At 68.2% G+C, this 16,286-nt stretch carries 19 protein-coding genes; 11 read left to right on the forward strand and 8 right to left on the reverse strand.

The window, feature by feature from the left end; translation table 11 throughout:
• The first annotated feature begins 75 nt into the window (after positions 1–75).
• Positions 76–438, forward strand: coding sequence for a ferredoxin family protein (locus BSZ36_RS13880; protein ID WP_094549973.1), 363 nt, complete (start codon positions 76–78; stop codon positions 436–438).
• A 154-nt stretch (positions 439–592) separates the two neighbouring features.
• Here the strand turns inward: BSZ36_RS13880 and BSZ36_RS13885 are convergent, their stop codons facing one another.
• Positions 593–955, reverse strand: coding sequence for a hypothetical protein (locus BSZ36_RS13885; protein WP_094549975.1), 363 nt, complete (start codon positions 953–955; stop codon positions 593–595).
• A gap of 37 nt (positions 956–992) precedes the next feature.
• Here BSZ36_RS13885 and mnmG point away from each other — a divergent pair, with 37 nt between their 5' ends.
• Entirely contained in the window at positions 993–3,041 is a 2,049-nt protein-coding gene (mnmG, locus tag BSZ36_RS13890) for a tRNA uridine-5-carboxymethylaminomethyl(34) synthesis enzyme MnmG (RefSeq protein WP_094549977.1), read from the forward strand.
• The gene (locus tag BSZ36_RS13895) at positions 3,038–3,694 is read left to right on the forward strand and encodes a 16S rRNA (guanine(527)-N(7))-methyltransferase RsmG (RefSeq protein ID WP_094549980.1); all 657 of its coding nucleotides are present in this window, start codon (positions 3,038–3,040) and stop codon (positions 3,692–3,694) included. Before mnmG ends, BSZ36_RS13895 begins: the two co-directional genes overlap by 4 nt.
• 96 nt (positions 3,695–3,790) lie before the next feature.
• On the opposite strand, the gene BSZ36_RS13900 is transcribed toward BSZ36_RS13895, so the two are convergent.
• The gene (locus tag BSZ36_RS13900) at positions 3,791–4,477 is read right to left on the reverse strand and encodes a porin family protein (RefSeq protein WP_094549982.1); all 687 of its coding nucleotides are present in this window, start codon (positions 4,475–4,477) and stop codon (positions 3,791–3,793) included.
• Between the two features lie 159 nt (positions 4,478–4,636).
• Positions 4,637–5,254: a porin family protein gene (locus BSZ36_RS13905; protein ID WP_094549984.1), complete on the reverse strand. Its 618-nt coding sequence runs from the start codon at positions 5,252–5,254 to the stop codon at positions 4,637–4,639.
• Positions 5,255–5,503: 249 nt separating this feature from the next.
• Here BSZ36_RS13905 and BSZ36_RS13910 point away from each other — a divergent pair, with 249 nt between their 5' ends.
• Together BSZ36_RS13910 and BSZ36_RS13915 are read left to right on the forward strand one after the other, a co-directional pair.
• Complete coding sequence (locus tag BSZ36_RS13910; protein WP_094549986.1) at positions 5,504–6,487, forward strand: helix-turn-helix transcriptional regulator; 984 nt, start codon at positions 5,504–5,506, stop codon at positions 6,485–6,487.
• A 72-nt stretch (positions 6,488–6,559) separates the two neighbouring features.
• Complete coding sequence (locus BSZ36_RS13915) at positions 6,560–7,009, forward strand: MarR family winged helix-turn-helix transcriptional regulator (RefSeq protein ID WP_094549988.1); 450 nt, start codon at positions 6,560–6,562, stop codon at positions 7,007–7,009.
• A 97-nt stretch (positions 7,010–7,106) separates the two neighbouring features.
• Here the strand turns inward: BSZ36_RS13915 and BSZ36_RS13920 are convergent, their stop codons facing one another.
• A complete protein-coding gene (locus BSZ36_RS13920) occupies positions 7,107–7,544 on the reverse strand; it encodes an FKBP-type peptidyl-prolyl cis-trans isomerase (protein ID WP_094549990.1) in 438 nt (145 codons plus the stop codon).
• A gap of 60 nt (positions 7,545–7,604) precedes the next feature.
• Between BSZ36_RS13920 and BSZ36_RS13925 the strand changes: the two genes are divergently transcribed.
• On the forward strand, positions 7,605–8,465 hold the full coding sequence (locus BSZ36_RS13925) for a DMT family transporter (protein WP_094549992.1): 861 nt from the start codon (positions 7,605–7,607) through the stop codon (positions 8,463–8,465).
• 36 nt (positions 8,466–8,501) lie between these two features.
• Here the strand turns inward: BSZ36_RS13925 and BSZ36_RS13930 are convergent, their stop codons facing one another.
• Positions 8,502–9,533, reverse strand: coding sequence for an alpha/beta fold hydrolase (locus tag BSZ36_RS13930; RefSeq protein WP_143536904.1), 1,032 nt, complete (start codon positions 9,531–9,533; stop codon positions 8,502–8,504).
• A 103-nt stretch (positions 9,534–9,636) separates the two neighbouring features.
• Positions 9,637–10,380, reverse strand: coding sequence for an SDR family oxidoreductase (locus BSZ36_RS13935; RefSeq protein WP_094549996.1), 744 nt, complete (start codon positions 10,378–10,380; stop codon positions 9,637–9,639).
• A gap of 237 nt (positions 10,381–10,617) precedes the next feature.
• Between BSZ36_RS13935 and BSZ36_RS13940 the strand changes: the two genes are divergently transcribed.
• The 5 genes from BSZ36_RS13940 to BSZ36_RS13960 all read left to right on the forward strand — a co-directional run bounded on the left by BSZ36_RS13940 (position 10,618) and on the right by BSZ36_RS13960 (position 13,549).
• Positions 10,618–10,854 (forward strand): CsbD family protein, encoded by a 237-nt coding sequence (locus BSZ36_RS13940; protein ID WP_218827673.1) that lies wholly within the window; start codon positions 10,618–10,620, stop codon positions 10,852–10,854.
• A gap of 252 nt (positions 10,855–11,106) precedes the next feature.
• Positions 11,107–11,484 carry a hypothetical protein gene (locus tag BSZ36_RS13945; RefSeq protein ID WP_094550000.1) on the forward strand — a complete coding sequence of 126 codons (378 nt, stop codon included), beginning with the start codon at positions 11,107–11,109 and terminating at the stop codon, positions 11,482–11,484.
• A 52-nt stretch (positions 11,485–11,536) separates the two neighbouring features.
• Complete coding sequence (pnuC, locus tag BSZ36_RS13950; RefSeq protein ID WP_094550002.1) at positions 11,537–12,151, forward strand: nicotinamide riboside transporter PnuC; 615 nt, start codon at positions 11,537–11,539, stop codon at positions 12,149–12,151.
• A complete protein-coding gene (locus BSZ36_RS13955) occupies positions 12,148–13,119 on the forward strand; it encodes an AAA family ATPase (RefSeq protein ID WP_094550004.1) in 972 nt (323 codons plus the stop codon). Before pnuC ends, BSZ36_RS13955 begins: the two co-directional genes overlap by 4 nt.
• 76 nt (positions 13,120–13,195) lie before the next feature.
• A complete protein-coding gene (locus tag BSZ36_RS13960; protein ID WP_094550006.1) occupies positions 13,196–13,549 on the forward strand; it encodes a hypothetical protein in 354 nt (117 codons plus the stop codon).
• 21 nt (positions 13,550–13,570) lie between these two features.
• Here BSZ36_RS13960 and BSZ36_RS13965 read toward each other — a convergent pair whose 3' ends face one another.
• On the reverse strand, positions 13,571–14,812 hold the full coding sequence (locus BSZ36_RS13965) for a hypothetical protein (RefSeq protein ID WP_179271202.1): 1,242 nt from the start codon (positions 14,810–14,812) through the stop codon (positions 13,571–13,573).
• A gap of 124 nt (positions 14,813–14,936) precedes the next feature.
• Positions 14,937–16,244, reverse strand: coding sequence for an MgtC/SapB family protein (locus BSZ36_RS13970; protein ID WP_094550010.1), 1,308 nt, complete (start codon positions 16,242–16,244; stop codon positions 14,937–14,939).
• Positions 16,245–16,286 lie beyond the last annotated feature (42 nt).

Raw genomic sequence — 16,286 nt, forward strand, 5'->3', positions numbered from 1 at the left:
AGGGTGCGCTAGTTTAGCCGCCCCGCTCCCGCTTCCGGTAACGGCGCCTCTGGCGCCCGCCTCCCGCCTCCTGCTATGCCGTACGTCGTCGCCCAGCCCTGCATCAACTGCAAGCACACCGACTGCGTCGAGGTCTGCCCCGTGGACTGCTTCTACGAGGGCCCCAACTTCCTCGTCATCAACCCTGACGAGTGCATCGACTGCAACGCCTGCGTGCCGGTCTGCCCCGTGGAGGCCATCTACGCCGATGACGAGTTGCCCGAGGAGTGGACGCACTACGCGGAGTGGAACACCTACCTCGCCAACCAATGGCAGGCGCTCGGCTACAACATCACGGAGAAGAAGCCCGAGCTGCCGCAAGCCGAAGAGTGGGCCTCACCGCCGCAGTCCGAGACCAAGAACGAGGAGGACATCCTGACCTGGGAGGGCGCGGAGTAGAGGCGTACCGGATACGCCTACCGCTCAGGCCGCTCTACGCCAGAGGCCTCTGTGGCGCGCTGGGCGTCGGGCGTTCTAAAGGCCCGACAGTAGGTCGGACACACCAGCGGTGTGTCCCTACGGGGGGGCACACGGCCTCTGGCGCCAGAGGCGGCTACCAATCGCGGAACAGACTGCCCCCGGTGATCGCGAGCCAGGCGCCAACCCCAATCGCCATCCACCCGAGCACCCGCATCGCGAACACGGCCTCTGGCGTGCGGAACAGCGGACCGCTCAGGAACAGCGGCATCAGCGCGACGAGAAAGAGGCCGGCCGCGAGCAGCGCCAGAGGCACCACGCGGAAGCGCTGAGCGAGGAAAACGTGCGGGCGGGCCGCTGGCGACTCAGCGGGCGCCTCGCTTTCAAACGGGAGGCCACAGGCCGCGCAGACCGGCGCCTCTGGCGAGGCATCTGCGCCGCAGCGGTAGCACGCCTGGAGGCGAGCGAGCTTCGACGGGAATCCAGGTGCGGGCGCCATAGAGCGCTGTATCCTGAGAAAAACGAAACCTACACCCATGGATACCTACGACGTGATCGTGGTCGGCGGCGGGCACGCGGGGGCGGAGGCGGCGCACGCCGCGGCCCGGCTCGGCGCCCGCACCCTGCTGCTCACGATGAGCCTGGACAAGATCGGCGCGATGTCCTGCAACCCCGCCGTCGGCGGTGTGGGCAAGGGGCAGATCGTGCGCGAGATCGACGCGCTGGGCGGGCTCATGGGCCGCATCGCGGATCAGACCGCGGTCCACTTCCGAATGCTCAACACGAGCAAGGGGCCCGCCGTGTGGAGCCCGCGCTGCCAGAGCGACCGGCACGAGTACAGCTTGGCCCTCCGCGAGGCGCTGGAGAACACGCCGAACCTCTTTTTCCGCCAGGACGCCGCGGTGGACCTCCTCACCGCGCCAGAGGCGCAACCCGCCGGGGCCTCTGGCGCGGGCGGCAAGCGCGTGGTCGGCATCGTGACGCGCTCGGGTATGGAGATCCGCGCCGGGGCTGTCATCCTCACGACCGGCACATTCCTCGGCGGGACCATCCATGTTGGCAACCAGCAGCGCTCCGGAGGGCGCGACGGCGAGGCTGCCGCGGGTCGCCTGACGGCGGCGCTGACGCGCCTGGGCTTCGAGACCGGCCGCCTCAAAACCGGCACGCCGCCACGCCTGGATGGCCGGACCATTGACTGGGACGCTTGCACGCCGCAGCCCAGCGATCCGCACCCGCGCCCGTTCTCGTTCATGAGCGACGAGCTCCCGCACGAGCCTCTGGCGTGCTACATCACGCATACGAGCCAGGCCGTGCACGCCATTCTGCGTGAGGGCTTTGAAGAGAGCCCGATGTACGCCGGCCGCATCCAGGGCCGCGGGCCGCGCTACTGCCCCAGCATCGAGGACAAGATCGACCGCTTCGCGAGCAAAACGAGCCACCAGTTGTTCCTGGAGCCCGAGGGGCGCCGCACGCACGAGGTCTACGTCAACGGCTTCTCGACAAGCCTGCCCGAAGAGGTCCAGACCCGCGCGCTGCGCCTCATCCCCGGCCTGGAGCGCGCCCACGTGCTGCGCCCCGGCTACGCCATCGAGTACGACTACGTGCCGCCGCACCAGATCTACCGCTCGATGGAGACCAAGCTCGCCAGAGGCCTCTACCTCGCGGGCCAGATCAACGGCACGACCGGCTACGAAGAGGCCGCCGCGCAGGGCCTCATGGCTGGCATCAACGCCGCGCGGGATACGGGCGCCAGAGGCGCAGACGTGGCCTCTGGCGGCATGACCAACGAACACGCCAGCGGTGTGTCCCTACCGGGAGACCTAGCCTCTGGCGGGCCGCTCGTGCTCGGGCGCGACCAGGCCTACATCGGCGTCCTCGTGGACGACCTGGTGGCAAAAGGGACGGACGAGCCGTACCGCATGTTTACGAGCCGCGCCGAGCACCGCATCCTCTTGCGCCAGGACAACGCGGACGGGCGCCTCACGCCACTCGGCTACGCGCTCGGACTCGCCACGCGCGAAAGGCTGGACCGCATGAACGCCCGCGCCGAGGCCGCCGCGCTTCTGGCCGACCGCATCACGTCCACGTCTGTCACGCCCGCTTCGGCCAACCCGTACCTCGAATCCGTCGGCACAGCGCCTCTGGCGGAGCCGACGCGGCTCAACCGGATCGCGCTGCGCCCCGAGGTGACCCTTCTCGACCTGCTGCGCGCCTCTGGCGAGGCCGACCTGATCCCCGAGGCGCCCGGCCTGGAGCCCATCACGGAGCGCGTGGAGACCGAGATGAAGTACGCGGGCTACCTGGAGCGCGAGCGCGACGCCGCCGACCGGATGCAGGACCTGGAGCGCTGGCGCGTCCCGGACGGCTTCGACTTCACGGCTGTCACCTCCATCTCCCACGAGGCGCGCGAAAAGCTGACCCGCGTGCGACCCGAAACGCTGGGCCAGGCCTCGCGCGTGAGCGGCGTCAGCCCCGCCGACGTGCAAAGCCTGATGGTCCTCTTGCGCCGCTTCCGCGGCCCCGCCTCCCCCGCTTCTGGCGACGGCGCCTCCCATTCCGTCTCTCCGCCAGAGGCCACCGCATGACCGACCCCATCGCCGCGCTCAGCGCCGACCAGAACGCCAAGCTCGACCGGTTCGCCGCCGAGCTGGTGCGCATGAACAAGCACGTCAACCTCGTCGCGCCGACCACGCTACGCGAGGGCGAGCTAGAACGCGTGCACCTCAAGCACAGCCTCGCGCTCTCGACAAAGGCGTTCCCGCCCGAAGCCGTGGTCGTGGACTGGGGCGCCGGCGGAGGCCTCCCCACCATTCCTCTGGCGATCGCGTTTCCCGAGACGCAGTTCGTCGCCGTGGACGCCGTGGGCAAGAAGATGGAGGCCGTGCGGACGTTCGCGCGCCGCCTCGGGCTCCCCAACCTCGGCGTCTGGATCGGCCGCGCCGAGGCCTACGACGGCCCCGCGCCGCACTACTGCGTAAGCCGCGCAACGGCGCCTCTGGCGGACCTGTGGGCGTGGACCGAGCGGGTGCTCACGCCTCTGGCGGAGCCGCCCTCGCCAGAGGCCGAGGATGTCTGGCAACCCGGTCTGCTGACGCTGAAAGGCGGCAACCTGGACGAGGAGGTCGCGGCCATGCACGAGGCGCATCCCGGCCTCACCACCAGCCGGACGTATCTCAAAGCGCTTCTCGGGCCGGGCTACCCCAGCAAGATGATTCTCGAAGTGCGCCCCGAGGCGTAGCGCGAGAACCCAGCCTCTGGCGCCAGAGGCTGACATGAGAAGAGGCCCCCGGCATCGCGCCAGGGGCCTCTTTTTTCGATTCTTTGCCGATTCGGGTTACCGGCCGAAGCGGTAGATCGCTGCAATGGAGAACACGCCGTTCTTGACGGAGTCGTCCTCTTCAAGCTCCTCCTCGTCTACGACGTTGAGGAGGCCCAGAGTGTACCGGGCGTCAACCGCGAAAGGGCCTGCGCCGACCGTCAGGCCAAGCGCGCCGCCGAGGTCGAACGACTTGAACTGCGAGTCGAACTCCTCGCGCGCGGCGTCGCCTTCGGGCTCGCAGAACTGGTCGTCGTCGGCCTCACCACCGCAGTTCAGCGCTGCGCGGAGCTTGAACGCCGGGACGGCGCCGGCCTGAACACCGACCTCCAAACCGTTCTGCATCGGGATCATCACGTTGAGCAGAACCGGACCCTCCAGGTAGTCCAATTGGATGGTCTGGCTGGCGTCGAAATCACCGGCCTCGTCCGTTCCTTCGAAGTTGAAGCTCGTCTTGAAGCCCTTCTGAGCGTACAGGACTTCCGTACGGAGGCCGAGCGATGGCGTGAACGGCACGTCGGCCGTGACGCCGCCTACAAAGCCCAACCGTGCCTGCTTCTCGATGCCGTCCTCGTCAAAGGCGCCGTCATCGTCGAAGAAGAGAGTGGCGGTGTTGAGTCCGGCCTTGAGACCGAACGAGGGGGACTGTGCCTGCGCGGTGGCGGCAAACGCCACGAGCGTGAAGGCGAGAAGAGAGAAGCGCATAGAAATAGAGGCCTCAGGCCAGGGGGGATAAAGAGACTCCCGCAAAGCGGGGCGCCCGTGTACGCTAGGCCTCTGGCGAGTTCCACCAGAGACCCTGAACGCGTGGTTCCTTGACAAAGCAACGCCAGAGGCCACATGGAGGGCCTCTGGCGCCAGAGGCTAGTAGCGGCTGCCGCCAAAGCGGACGCCAAAGGTGAGGGAAACCGTCTGGTTCTTCAGGTCCGGCAGCTCGTTGGCGGGGAGGTCCAGGAAGAACGTGTCATCGTCGCTCACCTGCGCCAGGCCGAGCGAGTAGCGGCCCTCCACGTAGTAGGGACCCGAGCCGACGTCGAGGCCGATCAGGGCGCCGTAGTCGGTGTTGGCCTCCAGGTCGAAGTCGCCGTCAATGTCGTTGCCGCCGGTCTTGATGGGAATGCCGGCGTAGCCGCCGAGTGTCACGCCACCGTCGAGCGTTTGCCCGATGGGCACGGACAGGCGGACGTACGCGGGAATCTCGATGTAGTCGAAGGCATAGGTCTCATCGAACTCCGAGTTGACCGGGTCGACGTACTTCGCGCCTTTCTGAGAGTACAGGGCTTCCAACCCGATGCCGAAGCCGGGGTTGACGTCAAAGCGCACGACGGCACCGCCGACGGCGCCGAGCTTGGGATCCAAGCCATCCGAGCTGGGGCCGGAGTAGAACGAGGTGTTGAGACCGCCTTTGAGGCCGAAGGTGACCTGAGCCGAGGCGAAGGGCGTAGCCACGAAGACGAGCGCGGCGAGAAGAAGGGAACGCATGAGGGTGCAGTGGTGAGTGGTCTAAAACGGGTGCCGCCCGGAACGGGTGCGGCATACAAGCCGCGCGCCACGCGTGCCAGGTGACGCCAGAGGCGGCCGCTGGCGTGAACAAACGCGGCAGACGCGAACGAGATGCACATTGAGGCGTTGACATCCGGCTGTCACCCCCTCTGCGTATCGTCGCCTCTGGCAGACGCGCGCGACCATTCGCGCGGTCGTCCGCTCCCTGGCTCACCCGCTCCCTCCCCCATGGCCCGCTCCGACCGATCGCTCAACAAGACCGAGCGCCTGTTCGCCCTCGTGCTGCTGTTGCAGAACCGGCCCAACATGACCTCGCGTGATCTCGCCGATCACTTCGCGGTCAGCCGCCGCACCATCTTCCGCGACCTGCGGACGCTGGGCGAGAGCGGCGTGCCGCTGACCTACGCCGAGGCGGGCGGGTACGAGATCCTGGAGGGCTACCAGCTCCCCCCGCTCATGTTCAGCGCGCGAGAGGCCGCCACGCTCCTCGTCGGCACGGCGTTTACCAAGCTCCAGCCCGACGCCAGCCTCCGCACCGACGCCGACGCCGTGGCGATGAAGATCCGATCGGTCCTCCCCGACTCCGTCCGGGACTACATCGACCGGTTGCAGGAGCGGACCGTGCTCTCGCCGTTCAACGAGGTGCAAGACCAACGCGCGGCCTCTGGCGACGAGCAGGGGCTCTGGTTCGAGCTTTCCGAGGCCGTCGCGCGCCAGAGGCGCGTCAAGATGACCTACTACGTGGCCTCTCGCGACGAGGAGACCGTGCGCCTGGTGGACCCGCTGGGACTCGTGTACTACTCCGACCACTGGAACCTGATCGGCTACGACCACCTGCGCGAGGACATCCGCAACTTCCGGCTGGACCAGATCAAAAAGCTCCGCACGCGCTTTGAGACGTTCCAGGCGCCCGAGGGCTTCGACCTCAAATCGCACCTCCGGGAGCGCGGCGAGAGCCCGCAAAACGTGCGCATGACCGTCCGCTTCCGCTCACGCGCGTGGCGCTGGGCCCGCCGCCAGGTGCCCGCCGACGTGGAACAGGAGTTGCGCGAGGAAGGCGGCTGGGTGCGCGCCACGTTCGAGTTCGAGAACGCGAACTACGTGGCCCGGTGGCTGCTCCGCTACGGGACCGATGCCGAGGTGATCGAGCCGGAGTCGCTGCGCGAGGCCGTGCGCGACCAAGCCCAGGCCATCGCGAAGCAGTACGCCTGAGCCGGCCTCTGGCGCTCAAAACCGGCAAGCGCCCGTGTCGCATATTTTGACGTTCCCCGACGCCCCAGCCCGATGGACCGAAAGTCTGCCGAAGAGTTTGTCTTGCTGCACAACCAGTTGTGCTTCGCGCTCTACTCCTCCTCCAAAATGATCGTCGACGCCTACGAGCCCATTCTGGCGCCGCTGGGCCTGACGTATCAGGAGTACCTCGCGATGATGGTGCTGTGGGAGGAGGGGACCATCCTGGAGCACGACCTCGCGGACAGGCTCAGGGCGGACATCTCCGAGATCGCGGCGTGGACGGACGAGTTGCAGGCGAAAGGCTTTATCCGCCGCACCGAAACGGCCGACGGCGCGCTGATGGAGCCGACCGAGCCGGGCCGCGCGCTCAGGGCGCAGGCCATCGAGGCGGTCCCGGACGCCATCCGGTGCCGGCTTCTCCTGCCCGAGGACGACATCTCGATGCTCCGCGAGGGGCTCTACCGCATGATGGACAACATCGAGGACACGCAGGCTGGCTGAGCCTCTGGCGCCAGAGGCCAAGAAGCGGCGCCAGCACCGCGCCCCGGTCTGACCGAGGCCGGCGTTTCGCGCTGCGGCAGCGCCAGAGACCGCCGGGTCAGCCCAGGATCTCGTAGACGGTGACCTCGAACGTGAGCGTCGCGTTGGGTGGGACCGCTCCGGGAATGCCCATCGCGCCGTAGCCATTTTCGGGTGGAATGCTGAACGTCTTGGTTTCGCCCTCGCGCATCCCGACGACCTCCTCTCGGAAGCCGTCGATCATCTCCGGGAGTCGGAAGGTGACGCCCTCGCCGGAATCGAAAACGGTGCCGTCTTCCAGCCGCCCTTCGTAATCGAGCAGGAGCGTGCTTTGGTCGGTCGCGACGGCCGCCGTCGTGGCGGTCTCGGTGGGTTCGCCGGGCGCAGGCGCCGCGTCGGCTCCCGTGGTCTCTGCCTCGGAGACCTCCACCGCGGAAACGGCGTCCGCCTCAGCGGCGGGCTCGGGGTCACACGCGGCGAGCGTACACGCCAGGACGAGAAGAGCGAGGCGAGACATACGCTGAGCGGCAGGCAAGGGCGCGCAGAATACGACCGCCGAGTGCGGCGATCTTGCGCGATGCCGACGCTCTCCCGCCCCGCCGTTCTCGCGCTGACCACGCTCACGATGGTCGCTTTTGCGGCCAACTCCGTGCTCGCGCGGCTGGCCCTCGCCACGACCGAAACCGGCGCGGCATCGTTTACCGCGATCCGCCTCGGCGCCGGCGCCTTCGCTCTCGCACTGCTCGCACGCCAGAGGCTGCGCGGGACCGGGAGTTGGGCCTCTGGCGCCGCGCTGTTCGTGTACGCCGCGGCCTTTTCCTACGCCTACCTCTCGCTCTCCACCGGCACGGGGGCGCTCCTGCTCTTCGGCGCCGTGCAGATCACGATGATTGGCTGGGGCCTCGCCAGAGGCGAGCGGTTCGGCGTGGTGCAAACCGTGGGATTGATCCTCGCGATGGGCGGCCTCGTCGTGCTCTTGGCGCCGGGCGTGACGGCGCCGCCGCTGGGGGCGGCGTTGCTCATGGCCGCCTCTGGCGCGGCGTGGGGCGTGTACTCGTTGCGCGGGCGAGGAGCGGGAGATCCCATCGCACTCACGGCCGGCAACTTCTGGCGCGCGGCGCTGATGGGCGGGGCGCTGCTCGCCGTGGCGTGGCTGTGGCCCCTGCACGTCTGGCCGCACGGCGGCGTGTTCGTAGACGCCAGAGGCGCGGGTTTGGCGCTGGCCTCTGGCGGGCTCACGTCGGGCCTGGGCTACGCGCTGTGGTACCGCGTGCTGCCGTCGCTGCGGGCGTCCTCGGCGGCGACGGTCCAGCTCAGCGTGCCGGTGATCGCGGCGCTGGGCGGGCTCGCGCTTGTGGGCGAGGCGCTCACGCTACGGCTCGCGCTCGCGAGCGTGGTGACACTGGGCGGGATCGCGCTCGTGGTGCGCGGGAGGTAGAGTTGGGCGGCCACTGAGGCCTCTGGCGCCAGAGGCTCAGGTCCAGTCCCGCACCTGTCGGAGCGCGAAGGCGCCGCAGGCCTCGCCGAACGTCGGCGCGTCAGCGGGGCGCGCGCCGGGGTACCAGCCGTGGCCAAGCGCCGGGAGCACCTCCACGGTGCTCCTTGGATAGGCCGATGCGGCGTCCCGGATGGCCTCTGGCGTCGCGACCGGATCGCGCTCGCCAGCGAGGAACGCAACAGGGCGGCTCTCGCCAGAAGCGAACCCCAGCGGGTCCAGGCCGTCCAGCGCGCGCCCGCCGCGGCCCAGCCGCGAGAGCAGCCGCGCAAACCGCAGCGCGCCGACCGCGGGCTCGCCGCCCATCCGCCGCGCCGCGGTCTCCGCCAGAGGCCCCAGGCGAAGACCGCCCGTGACCACCGCCGCGGGGATGCCGGAGAACTGCGCGAACGTGTCCACCAACCCGCGCGCCATACCGGGAAGCCCCGGGTGTCCGATGGCGCCGATCAGACGGTCGCCCAACCCGTCGCGGCCAAAGGCGAAGCTGGAAAGCAGGCACCCGAAGCTGGCGCCGAACAGAGCACGCCGGCCTCTGGCGCCGATGCCGTGCGCGTCGGCGCCGAGCGCGAACGCCGCCGCGAGGTCGGCCGCGACGCCATCGAACATGCGCGCCACGAGCGGCACGTCGAGCGCGACACCGCGGCGCGCGATCTCGGCCACGGCCGCACCGGGATTGCCGCCCCCGCCCGGACGCCGCACGCCTCCCAGCGGCGTGTCTATCAAAATGGCCCCGGCGCCGCCTCTGGCGAGCTCAAGCGCGGCGGGAATGCTGTGCGCCAGAGGCTTCGTGATGCCGTTGAGCAGCGTGACCGCCGCAGCGCCTTCGCGCCCATCAGCGGGCGGAATCACGAGAGCGTCGAACGTCGAAAACGCGAGGTCCAGGTCGGCGTCGCCGGTGTACGGGTGATCGCGGCGGAGGCGGTAGCGCGTGGCGCCGAGGCCTTCGACGCGCACCGCGCGGGCGCTGAGAACCTGAAGCGGAGACGAAGCCGGAACGGAGAGAGCGGACACGAGAGCGTTGTGTTTCGCGCTCTCACGTCGCCTCTGGCGCAGAGTTCGGCCGACGCGCCGTCCTCCGCGCTTCTTCGACGCCAGAGGCCTCTGGCGCGAGAGGCTACCGCACCTGGTCCGTTGGCATCACGAGGACCTCGGCGACGGTCGCGCCAGAGGGCGCGGAGACGGCGTAGCGGATCGATTCGGCGATGTCCTCGGGCGCGATCGGCGTGGCCTTGAACTCCGGCGCCGCCTCCTTGAACGCCGGGTCCTCGATGGCCTGGAACAGCTCGGTCGAGACCGCGCCGGGCTCGATGCACGTCACGCGGATGCCGTGCCGCGGGCCAAGCTCCATGCGCAGCCCTTCGGAAAAGGCCGTGATGGCGTGCTTGGTCGCGCAGTAGACGGAGCCGCCGAAAAAGAGCCGCCGCCCCGCGACCGAAGACACGTTGACGATGTGCCCGGCCTCTTGCGAGATCATGTGCGGGATCGCCGCACCGGTGCAGTAGAGCACACCGTTGATGTTCACGTCCACCATCTGCATCCACTCCTCCATGCGGACGCTCTCGGCGAGCGAGAGCGGCATCACGCCTGCGTTGTTGATGAGCACGTCGATCCGCCCGTAGGCGTCCATCGCGGCCTGGATCAGCGCCTCGCACTGCGCGCGGTCCGTTACGTCGGTCTCGACCACGAGCGCCGTTCCGCCAGAGGCTTCGATGTCGGCCTTGAGCGCTTCCAGCCGGTCGGCGCGGCGCGCGGCCAGCACGACGCGGGCGCCCTCTTTCGCGAGAAGCCGAGCGGTGGCATCGCCGATGCCAGACGAGGCGCCGGTGATGACGACGGAGAGGTCCTGAAGGGAGGTCATAGCAGAAGCGGAAAGAGGGGGAGGAAGCGGCCGCCCCAACCGCCCACGCCTGCCGGGGTTTCCTAAGCCTCTGGCGCCAGAGGCGAGGAGCAGCCCGAACAACGCCGGATCCGCGCTCCCACATCGGGGAAATCCTCAAGTTGGCAAGGGGTGGATCCATCCGACCTGCACACGGTCTACACATCCGCGCGGCCGTCGGCCTCGCCTCCCTCTCTTCCCCCCATTCTGATGAGCGACATGAAAGACCGCGTCGAGGACCGCCTCGACCACGAGCAGGCCGAAGGCCGCAAGGATCAAGCCTCTGGCGCCCTGGACCAGGCGGCAGGCAACATCAAGAAAAACGTCGGTGACCTGATCGGCAATGAGAGCATGGAGGCCGAGGGCCGCATGCAGGAGGCCGGCGGCAAGCTGAAGCGCGAGGCGGGCAACGCTCGCTCCGAGGCTGCCGACGCGGCCGAAGACGCCATCGACTGAGCCCCTCGGCTTCCCGTTCCGCGCCCCGGCTTCGCAAGAGGCCGGGGCGCGTTGGGTTCAGGCCTCTTGCGAAGCCCCGCGGCGTACAGGCCCAGGCCCGGAGTACGAGTCTGCAACAATCCACAGCGCTGAACAGGCCACTCGCCAAGCGGCCGATGGTTCGCCATGGGGCCAGCCGCTACGGACCCGCTCGTCCTCCCGCACTGCGCCCCTGTAGCGATGTTGTTCCTCCTAGCCTTCTCTCGGACCTCTATGCTCCGCTTCCCACTTCTCGCGCTTGCCCTCCTTCTCGCCAGCGGCTGCGATGGCCCCGTCGGCGCCATCGACCGCGAGCGCGGCGTTACGGCAGAGCTGACCGCAGACGGCATCCGGGTAACCAACGAGTTCGAGGAGGCGATCTACGTCGCGGCCTATGGCGAGGAGGCCCTCGCCACCGCGTTTATTCCTCCCCAGACGGTAGAGGCGCCGGGCCGGGCTCTCCCTCTCGGCGAAACCGTTCTGTTGCGCTTCTCTGAGGAGGACTTTATCCGCTCCGATGACGGCTTCTACTCGGTCACGTGGATCACCGTCAAGGGCAGCGCGGAGCGGCCGGTGATCGGGCCGCGGGGGAGCCTGGAGCTGAGGCGCTAGGCTCGGCGCGCCAGAGGCGGGCGCGGGCCTCTGGCGCCGGTAGTTTCGCGGGATGGAAGTCCCCTCCCCGCTCGAAGCGTCCGCCAACGTCGCCATTCTGGCGTCCGTGTACCTCGCGCGGCGCAACAGCGTCCACACGTGGTGGACGGGCATGGCAGCCGTCGTGCTGTTCGCGCTCTTCTTCTACGACCTCAAGCTCTACGCCGACGTCGTCTTGCAGGTGTTCTTTTTCGGCACGTGCGTCTACGGGTGGTGGGCGTGGACGCGCGGGGGCGCCGGCGGCGAAGAGCTTCCAATCTCCACGCTCTCGCCGCGCCAGAGGCTGGCCGCGCTGGGCGCCATCGCCGCGGCGGTGCTGTTCTTCGGGACCGTGTTCTCGCGCTTCACCGATGCTGCGCTGCCCTACCCCGACTCGTTCATCCTCGGCGGCAGCGTGGTCGCGCAGTTGCTGATGATGCGCCGCATCCGGGACCACTGGCCGATCTGGATCGCGGTGGATGTCGTCGCGGTGATCGTGTACGCTACGAAAGGGGCGTTCCTGACCGCGGGCGTCTACGCAGTGCTTCTCGCGCTGTGCGTCCAGGGCATTCTGGAATGGCGGCGCCTGTACGCCGCGCAGGGCGTCGCGCCGGCGGAGCTCGTTTCCACACCGTCGGGCGCGGCATGAAGCGGTTCGCGAGTGGCCTCGTCGTGGGCAAGTTTGCGCCGCTGCACCGCGGGCACCAGCGGCTGATCGAGGCGGCGCAAGAGGCCTGTGGCCGCGTTGTGGTCATGCTGTGGTCGGAGCCGGACTTCCCGGACATGCCAACCGACGTGCGCGCGGGTTGGGTGCAGGCGCTGTACCCCGGCGTGACGGTTCTGCCGTTCGCCTCTGGCGCGGCACCCGTGCCGCCGCCGAACGCGGCGCCGGGCGAGGTGCACCGCGCGTTCGTGCGCGAGCACCTGCCGTTCCCCGTTGATGCGGTATTTACGGGCGGCGAGGCCTACGGCGAGCCTCTGGCGGAAACGCTGGGAGCCGAGCATGTGGTCGTGGACCGCCGGATCGAGGGCCTTTCGGGGACCGCGGCGCGCGTGGACCCTCTGTCGCCAGAGGCCGAGTTGCACCCGCTCGTGCGCGGTCACTTCGTGCAGAAGGTGGCGTTCCTGGGCGCCGAGTCCACGGGCAAAAGCACGCTCGCGCAGGCGCTCGCCGAGGCTACGGGCGAGCCGTACGTCGAGGAAGTCGGCCGGACGCTGTGGGTGGAGGCCGACGGTGATCTGCCTCTGGCGGAGTACGAGACGATCTGCCGAGAGCACGTCGCGCTGGAGGACCAAGCCGTGCAACGCGCCCGGCGCTTCGTGTTCGTGGACACCAACGCCATCACGACGCAGGAGTACGCCTTCTTCTTTTTCGGCACGTGCCCGCCCGAAGTCCAGGCCTACGCCGCGCGGTGCCGCGAGCGCTACGCGCACACGTTCGTCTGCGCCGCGGACATCCCGTTCGACCAGGACGGCACGCGCGTGCACCCGCAGGTGCAGCAATACATGGACGGCGCCATCCGCAACGACCTCACCATCCGCGGGATTCCCTATACCGTTGTCGGTGGGCCTCTGGCGGCGCGCGTGGCGCAGGTGCGGGCAGCGCTCGGCGTGTAGCGCCAGAGGCCTCTGGCGCGGCGCAGCGGTTGGGGCGCGGCCTCCGTATGCGCTCCTGAACCCCTTCCCCAGTTGTATGCGCCGCCTCTTTCTCTTCGCCCTTCTCGTCGCCGCCAGCGGCTGCGACGGTGCCCTTGTCAGCGACGACGGCGTGAGCGTGCAGGTCGCATCCGATGGCCTCGTGATCGCGAACGAGCGCGCTGAGCCGATCTACATCGCGACGTTTGGAGAGTGGGCGTTGATCTTTGTAGATCCCATGCCGCAGACGGCCGAGAACCCCGGGCTCGAAGTTGCCGCCAGCGGACAGGTGGAGGTCCCCTTTGAGGAGGACGGCATGGTCCGCAGGGACGACGACCGTTACTCCGTCAGTTGGATCACCGTCGAGAACGGCGAGATCGGTGCCAGCGGCTTTCTAGACGTGCACCGGTAGCCTCTGGCGCCAGAGGCGTCGCTATTTAATGCTGACCGAAAAAATCGTGGTGCAGGACCGGAGCGGGCACGCAAGAACGTAGGCTGCTCCTCGCTCGACCCACACTTGATGGTCTTGTGGTGTTGGCAGCGAAATCTCCGTGCGGCCCTGCTTCTCCAGCCCTCGGTAGCTACTGACACCGCTGGACCCCGCGACATAGACGAGATCGCTGGCTGGATCCACCGCAGGGATGCCTTCGTCTATCATACCGACGACCTCAAGAGTCTTCGAGTCTAAAACTTGACCGCCCCAATAGTGCAGGCGCGAGCCGTCCGTGCTCAGGCTATAGTCCCTAATCCAGAGGCCCGGATGTCGAATCTTCCGGCTGAACGCAGGAGTATCTCCGAGCGTAAATACGAACATCGCTGTCAGATAATCACTCACGTAGAATCGAGTGCGGTCGGGCGAAAGCTGGAGCTTGGGGTTGAATCGGATCATCTCCAAGGGCGCGAGCCGTACGCCTGTCACAGGCGTCGTGGAGAAATCCACCAGCCCGACATACGATGACCCTTCGCTTCTCGGATTGGCGGTGACCGCGATACGGTCCTGCGCCACCTCTACCACGTCGTAAGTACGCTCATCGCCCGTCCACGACTGCACGGAGACGCTATGGAGTTGAACAAGCGTCTCGGCATCGAAAACGCGCACCGTGCCGTCACGGACTCCTACGTACAGGCGCTCGCCAGTAGCGTTGAGGTGCACCCTGCCCGCAGGATTGGGTAGCGAGATCCGCCGCACAACCGTGCCGTCTTCGGCCGAGATCACTACGAGCTCATTCACGTGCGTCAGAGTCGCGTAGAGCAAACCGCGCTCCCGGTCGAGTTCGAGACTTCCAATCTCGGCTCTCAACTTGACGAGGATGTCTGAGGGAACGCGAGCGGTGAGCAAAAACGTGACATCTGCGCCTGGCAGCACACTCGTCGTGGCACGCACCGTGATCTCGCCAACGTCTGACCCAGCGCGTAGCAACGCGACCGCATGGCCGTCTAGATCTGTCATCACAGTCTCTTGCAGCATCTCGGCGTCGCCGCTCGTCACTTGGAACGAGACCGCCACGCCCTCGACTCCCGCACCTAACTCTGACACAACGCGAGCGGTCAGCGACGTCTGCCTCAGAGTCTCGACGATTAGGGACTGGTAGTCGCTGGAAATCGGCTCCAGCCTACTCGGTGTCGGTGGATCCGAAGCTGTATCACAGCCTACGAGGACAACGAGAGCGAGCATATACAAACGCAACTTCATCCCGAAAATATAGCATCAGAGGCTACAGCCCTGGCCACAGCGCTGGGTTCGTGTGGTTGAGGTGGATGAACCGCATCATCGCGCGCCTCTGGCGCCAGAGGCGCGTCTAGAACAGGAAGCCGACGACGAGCATCGCGGCGAGGATGGCGGCGACGCCGGGCAAGATGGCCTTTTTCATCGCGCCCGCGCCGATGGAGAGCACGATGCCGCCCTTGACGACGGTGTTGCTCGCGGCGGCGAGGACGACGGCGCGAGAGGCCGTCTCGACGGAGAGGCTCCCGCCCGGCCTGCTCAGCTCCGCCATCGTGAGCGTGACCGCGTCCACGTCGGCTAGGCCGCTGGCGATGGCGGAGGCGTAGATGCCCGCCGTCCCGAGGTACATCTCGGCGGCCTTGGAGCCGACGAGGATGAGCGCATAGAGGGCGCCAAAGGCGAGGGCGCTCTTGAGCTCGAAGGGGTTGGTGAACTGCCGCTCGCCTTCCTCTGGCGTCTCGCTATCGCCACGGGAGCGCCACCAGAGCACGCCCGCGTACAGCAGGCCTGCCGCGCCGCCGGCCACGATCGCGGGCCAGACCACCGCCAGAAGCGCCGGGTTGACTGCGCCGGCCTCTACGAGGACTCGCGCGAACATCACCGTCCACGCGAGCACGATGCCGAGGGCCAGCGCCGCCGCCAGCTTTGCCTGGTTCTGGCTCCTCTCTGCGAACGAGAGCGTCACCGCCGTGCTGGACGCCAGCCCGCCTACGATGCCCGTGATCCCGACGCCGCGCTTAGGCCCCACCACCTGGACCAGGACGTAGCCCAGGAACGAGATCCCGGAGATGAACACGACCATGAGCCACACCTTGAACGGACTCACGACGTTGAACGGTGCCGGCCCATACGTCTCGTCGGGTAGGATGGGGAGGATGAGGGCACTGACGGCGGCGAACTTGAGTGCGGCCGAGATGTCCTCATCGTCCAGTGCGCGCACAAAGCGGCGCGCCTCGGGCTTCAACTCCAGCAAGACCGCCATCGCGACGCCCGCGCCGGCGGCCACCGCCAGAGGCCCGGCCACGCACAACGCGCCCGCCAGGGCCGTCACCACGAGCGCGACCTCGGTCGTCAGCCCCAGGTCGCCTCTGGCGCTCCCCGCGCGGTACGCCACGACCGCCATCGCGCCAACGATCAGGACCACGATGCCGACCAAGAGCGGGCTGTTGAACAAGCCGCCGAGCACCGCCGCGAGCCCCCCGGCCAGCGCCACGAGCGGGAACGTCCGGATCCCCGCGATGGGCCCGCCTCTGGCGCCAGGGGCCTCGGAGCCGTCGTCGGCTTCGTTGCGGTGCTGGAACTCGCGCTGCGTGCCCACGAGCAGGCCGATGGCGAGCGCGGCGCCGAGGCGGCCGAACAGGGCGAGGGGATCTTCGAGCATGGCGTGTTACGGGACTGTTACGCCACCAACATCGCACCCGCC

The organism is Rubricoccus marinus, from assembly GCF_002257665.1.
Classification (GTDB): domain Bacteria; phylum Bacteroidota; class Rhodothermia; order Rhodothermales; family Rubricoccaceae; genus Rubricoccus; species Rubricoccus marinus.